This is a genomic window from Micromonospora sp. 15K316 (assembly GCF_004348525.1).
Taxonomy (GTDB): domain Bacteria; phylum Actinomycetota; class Actinomycetes; order Mycobacteriales; family Micromonosporaceae; genus Micromonospora.
Window position 1 is genome coordinate 1 of record NZ_SMKG01000309.1, and the last position, 5,672, is coordinate 5,672.

Consider the following 5,672-nt stretch of genomic DNA (forward strand, 5'->3'; position numbering starts at 1 on the left):
GGGCGGGCCGGGTCGCCACGGCTCGATCTCCGCCGGATCGTGCTCGACCGCGGCGGCGAGCAGCTGGTGCGGCAGGTCGAGGGCTTCGGAGGCGGTGCCGGAGGAGACGAGCACGGCGCAGCCCATCGCGCCCGGAGTGCCCTCCCCGCCCCGCCGGCCGTAGACGCCGGCCAGGAATCCGGGCATCGCGCCGTCGTGCCCCACGTGCATCACCCGCTCGCCCTGCGGTACCAGGATCAGACCGAGCCCGAACCCGGCGCCCCACAGGTTCTCGTCGGTCACGGTCGCCGGCCAGCGCATCTCCTCCAGCGTGGCCGGGGCGAGCACCGTGCCGGCCGGGTCGAGCGCCGCCGGATCGGCCAGGAAGGCGGCCCAACGAGCCATGTCCCCGGCGGTGCTCCAGAGCTGGGCGGCCGGCCCCACGGCGCCGAAGTCGGTCGGCGGCTCCGGGTGCGCCTCGTCCGAGTACGCGTCGACGAGGAAGCCGGTCGCGGCGCCCGGGCCCGGGCTCACGGTGGTGTCGGCCAGGCCCAGCGGCACCAGCACCCGATCGCCGAGCACCTCGGCCCACGTGCCGCCGCGCAGCCGGCCGACCAACTGCCCGAGCAGCGCCATCCCGAGATTCGAGTAGTGGTAGCGGCGACCCGTGGGCAGCACCCGCTCGGCCCGGGCCAGCTCGGTCAGGAGCTGCTCGGTGTCGGGGGCGCGCAGGGTGTCCCACACGTCGCCGTACGGCTCACGTTGCAGGCCCGCGGTGTGCGACAGCAGCCGGCGCACGGTCAGCTCCCCGTGCGCGGGCAGGTCGAGGTGGCGACCCACCGGATCGTCCAGGTCCAGCAGACCGTCGTCCCGGCACTGGAGGGTCAACACGGCGGTGAACGTCTTGGTGACCGAGCCGATCCGGAACTGCGTGCGGGGCCCGAGCGGGGTGTCGTTGCCGGTGCCGCCGACCGTGCAGGTCCAGAGTGGCCGATCAGCCCGGTGCAGGGCCGCCGAGACCGCCGGGATTCGCCGCTGCGCCTGCGCCTGGCGCACCAGCCGCTCCAACCTGGCCGGCACCGGGCTCACGCGAGATCCCGGGCGAGCATCGGGCCGAGCGGCGCCCCGCCGAGCAGGTGCGCGTGCACGTGGAAGACCTCCTGGCCGCCGTACGCCCCGGTGTTGAACATCAGCCGGAAACCGTCGCCGAGCAGGCCCTCGTCCTCGGCCACCGCGGCGGCCGCGGCGAGCAGCTCACCGGCGAGCGCCGGATCGCCCTGGGCGAGCGTCGCGACGTCGGCGTAGTGCTCCTTGGGAATGACCAGCACGTGCACCGGCGCCTTCGGGGCGATGTCACGGAAGGCGAGGGTGGTGGCGGTCTCCCGGACGACAGTGGCCGGGATCTCCCCGGCGACGATGCGGCAGAACAGGCAGTCTGATCCCATCCGGGCAGTGTAAGGAACGGCCCGCCGGCAGGGTTTCGGCATGCGGAAGGGCCGTTGCTCGGCACCGGCGTCCGGTGCGGCAGGATGGCCGGCGTGACTTCACGGGCGGTACTGGTGACGGGAGGCTCGCGCGGCATCGGGCGAGCGGTGGTGAAGGCCTTCGCGGCGAGCGGCGACCGGGTGGCGATCCACCACCGCGACTCGGCGGAGCTGGCCGAGGAGCTGCGCGCGCAGCTGCCCGGCGAGGGACACGTGGTGGTCCGGGCCGACCTCGCCGACCCGGACGCGGTACGGACGATGGTGGACGAGGCGGCCGGCCGGCTCGGCGGGCTGGACGTGCTGGTCAACAACGCCGGGACGTTCGGACCCGCCGACCCGCCGCACCCGGTCTTCGAGAGCACCTACGAGCAGTGGCGGCAGCGCTGGCGCGAGGTGCTGGACACCAACCTCTTCGGCGCGGCGAACGCCGCCTGGTGCGCCGCCCAGCACATGCGTGACCGGGGTGGCCGGATCGTCAACGTCTCGTCCCGCGGCGCGTTCCGCGGTGAGCCGGCGAACCCGGCGTACGGGGCGAGCAAGGCGGGCATGAACGCGATGGGCCAGTCGCTGGCGGTGGCGCTCGCGCCGTACGGCATCGCGGTGGCCATGGTCGCGCCCGGCTTCGTCGAGACCGACATGACGAACGAGCACCTCAAGGCCGAGCGCGGCGCCGCGGTACGTGCCCAGAGCCCGTTCAACCGGATCGCCCGCCCCGACGAGATCGCCGCCGCGGTGCACTGGCTCGCCTCGCCCGAGGCCGAGTGGGCGACCGGCACCATCGTCGACCTGAACGGCGCCTCGTACCTGCGCAGCTGACCGCGCCCCCGCTCCCGCGGGCGCCCCACCGGCACCGGACCCCGACCGATCAGCGGGGGCGAGACGTCACCAGCGGGAGAGTCGGGTGGCGAGGACGGAGAGGGCGGCGACGCCTGCCGTCGAGGTACGCAGCACCGAGGGGCCGAGGCGGACGGGTCGGGCCCCGACGGAGACGAACGCCTCCACCTCGTCCGCCGTGATGCCCCCCTCCGGGCCGACGACCAGCACGATCTCGCCGGCGTCCGGAAGGTCCACGGTGGTGAGCCGGTCGGTGGCCTCCTCGTGCAGCACGAACGCGGCGGCGGAACCGGCGAGCCGCCCGGCGACCCGGCCGGTGGACTCGTCCGGCGACCCGGCCACCACCGGCAGCCACGGGCGGCGGGCCTGCTTGGCAGCCTCCCGGGCGGTCGCGACCCACTTCTCCCGGGCCCGTACGCCCCGGTCGCCGCGCCACTGTGCCACCGAGCGGGACGCCGCCCAGGGCACGATCTCGTCCACCCCGACCTCGGTCATCGCCTGCACGGCCAGCTCGCCCCGATCGCCCTTGGCGATCCCCTGCACCACGACCAGGCGCGGGACGGCGGCGTCGACGTACCCGCGGGCGGTCAGCTCCAGCTCCAGGCTGCCCCGACCGACAGCCGTGACCACGGCGGTGGCGGTACCGCCCCGACCGTCGGCGAGCAGCAGCTCCTCACCTACCCGCAACCGCTGCACGGTGGCGGCGTGGTGACCCTCGGGGCCGCCGAGGGTCAGCGTGTCGGTGGCGGGCAGCGACTCGACGAGGAAGAGCGGGGCGGACACGGCAACAGGCTAACCTCCCCGGCACCGGCGGAAACGGCGAGCCGGTGAGGTCAGGCGTGACCGTTGAAGGCGTCGCGCATCCGGGAGAAGAAGCCGCCCTGCTTGCTCAGCTCGGCGACCTCCTCGCCCCGGGTCTTGGCGAACTCCCGCAGCATCCGCTCCTGCTCGGCGTCGAGCTTGCTCGGCGTACGCACGTCCAGGTGCACGTAGAGGTCGCCCCGGCCGGTGCCGCGCAGATGCGGTACGCCACGGGCGCGCAGTCGCAGCGTGCTGCCCGGCTGGGTGCCGGCCTTGACGTCGACCGTCTCCTCGCTGTCCAGCGTCTTGATGGTCAGCCGGGTGCCGAGCGCCGCCGCGGTCATCGGCACGGTGACCCGGCAGTGCAGGTCGTCACCCTTGCGGGAGTAGACGTCGTGCGGGCGCTCGTGGATCTCCACGTAGAGGTCGCCGGCGGTGCCGCCGCCGGGACCGACCTCACCCTGCTGGGCCAGGCGGATCCGCATGCCGTCCTCGACGCCGGCCGGGATCTTCACGGTGAGCGAGCGGCGGGTACGCACCCGTCCGTCACCGGCGCAGGTCGGGCAGGGGTGCGGGATGGTGGTGCCGTAGCCCTGGCAGACGGTGCACGGGCGGGCGGAGACCACCTGGCCGAGGAAGGTGCGCTGCACCGACTGCACCTCGCCCCGGCCACCGCATGCCTCGCAGGTGGCGAGGTGGGTGCCGGCGGCGGTGCCGGCGCCCGAGCAGGTGGTGCAGAGCACGGCGGTGTCGACGGTGATCGGCGCCTCGACGCCGAACGCCGTCTCGTGCAGGTCCAGCTCGAGACGGAGGATCGCGTCGGCGCCCGGCCGGGTACGCGGCCGCGGCCCCCGGGAGCCACCGGCGGCACCGCCGAAGAAGGCGTCCATGATGTCCTGGAAGCCGACGAACGGCCCGGCTCCGCCGGCACCGCCCGGGCCACCCGCACCCCCGCCGCCCGGCGCCAGCGGGTCGCCGCCGAGGTCGACGATCTGCCGTTTCCGGTCGTCCGAGAGGACCTCGTACGCGGCGTTGATGTCCTTGAACTTCTCCTGCGCCTCCGGATCCGGATTGACGTCCGGGTGGAACTGGCGCGCGAGCTTGCGGTAGGCGCGCTTGATCTCGTCGTCGGAGGCGTCCCGGCTCACACCGAGAATGCCGTAGTAGTCCCTGGCCACTGCGTTCCGTGTCCTCATGTTCGTTCGCGTTGCGCCGGCCGCCGACCGGAACCGGCCGGACGGTACTGCTTCTAGTTCTGGGCCAGCAGATCGCCCACGTAGCGTGCCACGGCCCGCACGGTGGCGATGGTGCTGGGGTAGTCCATCCGGGTGGGCCCCAGCACGCCGAGGCCACCGACGATCATCGAACCCGGGCCGTAGCCGGTGCTCACCACCGAGGCGGCGCGGAGGTTGTCGATCTCGTTCTCGTCGCCGATGCGCACCCGCATCGTGCTCTCCTCGACCTCGCCGATCAGCTTCAGCAGGACGACCTCCTCCTCGAGGGCCTCGAGGATCGGTCGCAGCGAGCCCTGGAAGTCGAGCAGACCACCGCGGGTGAGGTTGGCCGTACCGGCCAGCGCGATCCGCTCCTCGTGCCGCTCGACCAGCGTCTCCAGCAGCACGCTGGCGAGGGTGGCCATGGCCGGGCGCAGGTCGGGACCGACCTCGTCCACCAGGGCCTGCACCAGCGGGGGCGTCTCCGACAGCCGGGTGTCGACGAGCTTCTCGTTGACCAGCCGACGCAGGTCGGTGACGTCATCGGCGGGGATCGGCGCGGGCATCTCCACGAGCCGCTGCTCGACCCGCCCGGTGTCCGCGATCATGACCAACATCAGCCGGGTGGTGGAGATCGGCACCAGCTCCAGGTGCCGGACGGACGAGCGGGCGAGGCTCGGGTACTGCACGACGGCGACCTGCCGGGTCAGCTGGGCCAGCAGGCGCACCGTGCGGTGCACCACGTCGTCCAGGTCGACGGCGCCGAGCAGGAAGCGCTCGATCGCCCGACGCTCGGCCGGGCTGAGCGGCTTGACCCGGGAGAGCCGGTCCACGAAGAGGCGGTAGCCGCGGTCGGTGGGCACCCGGCCGGCACTGGTGTGCGGCTGCCGGATGTAGCCCTCCTCCTCGAGGACCGCCATGTCGTTGCGGACGGTCGCCGGGGAGACCCCGAGCTGGTGCCGCTCGACCAGCGCGCGGCTGCCGACCGGCTCCTGCGTGGCGACGTAGTCCTCGACAATCGCGCGGAGCACGGCGAGCTTGCGGTCGTCGAGACCCATCCTCCCCACCTCCTACGCGCATCGACCGCGGGTGTTCCACACCACCTACGGCGCTCCTGGCACTCGACTGTAGCGAGTGCCAGTCTACGTCGGCAGACCCGCCGACGCGATGATCAAGGACGGACCGCGGGTGCGAGTCCGGCCCACGTCGGGACCGTCCGGCCCCCACCGACGCTCGGCCGGTCCGCCGCGGGCCCGGCGGCGCAGCTCTGGCGCGTCGTTGTCGGGGCCCCCTACCGTGACGTCCATGACTGAACCACCTCGCCCTCCCGGCGCGGGTGACCCCGGCGACCACCCGGACC

The 5,672-nt window shown here is 73.7% G+C and carries 6 protein-coding genes; 1 reads left to right on the forward strand and 5 read right to left on the reverse strand.

What is annotated here, in order from left to right; genetic code table 11:
* Both E1211_RS30250 and E1211_RS30255 read right to left on the reverse strand, forming a co-directional pair.
* The coding region (locus tag E1211_RS30250) for a serine hydrolase (RefSeq protein WP_132353352.1) at positions 1-1,068 on the reverse strand (1,068 nt) is incomplete at its 3' end.
* Complete coding sequence (locus E1211_RS30255) at positions 1,065-1,424, reverse strand: histidine triad nucleotide-binding protein (RefSeq protein ID WP_132353354.1); 360 nt, start codon at positions 1,422-1,424, stop codon at positions 1,065-1,067. The genes E1211_RS30250 and E1211_RS30255, both read right to left, overlap by 4 nt.
* A gap of 93 nt (positions 1,425-1,517) precedes the next feature.
* On the opposite strand from E1211_RS30255, the gene E1211_RS30260 reads away from it, so the two are divergent.
* Positions 1,518-2,279, forward strand: a complete 762-nt coding sequence (locus E1211_RS30260; protein ID WP_132353356.1) for an SDR family NAD(P)-dependent oxidoreductase — start codon at positions 1,518-1,520, stop codon at positions 2,277-2,279.
* A 66-nt stretch (positions 2,280-2,345) separates the two neighbouring features.
* On the opposite strand, the gene E1211_RS30265 is transcribed toward E1211_RS30260, so the two are convergent.
* From E1211_RS30265 to hrcA, 3 genes are all read right to left on the reverse strand, one after another.
* The gene (locus E1211_RS30265) at positions 2,346-3,080 is read right to left on the reverse strand and encodes a 16S rRNA (uracil(1498)-N(3))-methyltransferase (RefSeq protein WP_132353358.1); all 735 of its coding nucleotides are present in this window, start codon (positions 3,078-3,080) and stop codon (positions 2,346-2,348) included.
* 50 nt (positions 3,081-3,130) lie between these two features.
* Positions 3,131-4,276 carry a molecular chaperone DnaJ gene (gene dnaJ / locus E1211_RS30270; protein WP_207915562.1) on the reverse strand — a complete coding sequence of 382 codons (1,146 nt, stop codon included), beginning with the start codon at positions 4,274-4,276 and terminating at the stop codon, positions 3,131-3,133.
* A gap of 71 nt (positions 4,277-4,347) precedes the next feature.
* Positions 4,348-5,370, reverse strand: a complete 1,023-nt coding sequence (gene hrcA, locus E1211_RS30275; RefSeq protein ID WP_132353362.1) for a heat-inducible transcriptional repressor HrcA — start codon at positions 5,368-5,370, stop codon at positions 4,348-4,350.
* Between the last annotated feature and the right edge of the window lie 302 nt (positions 5,371-5,672).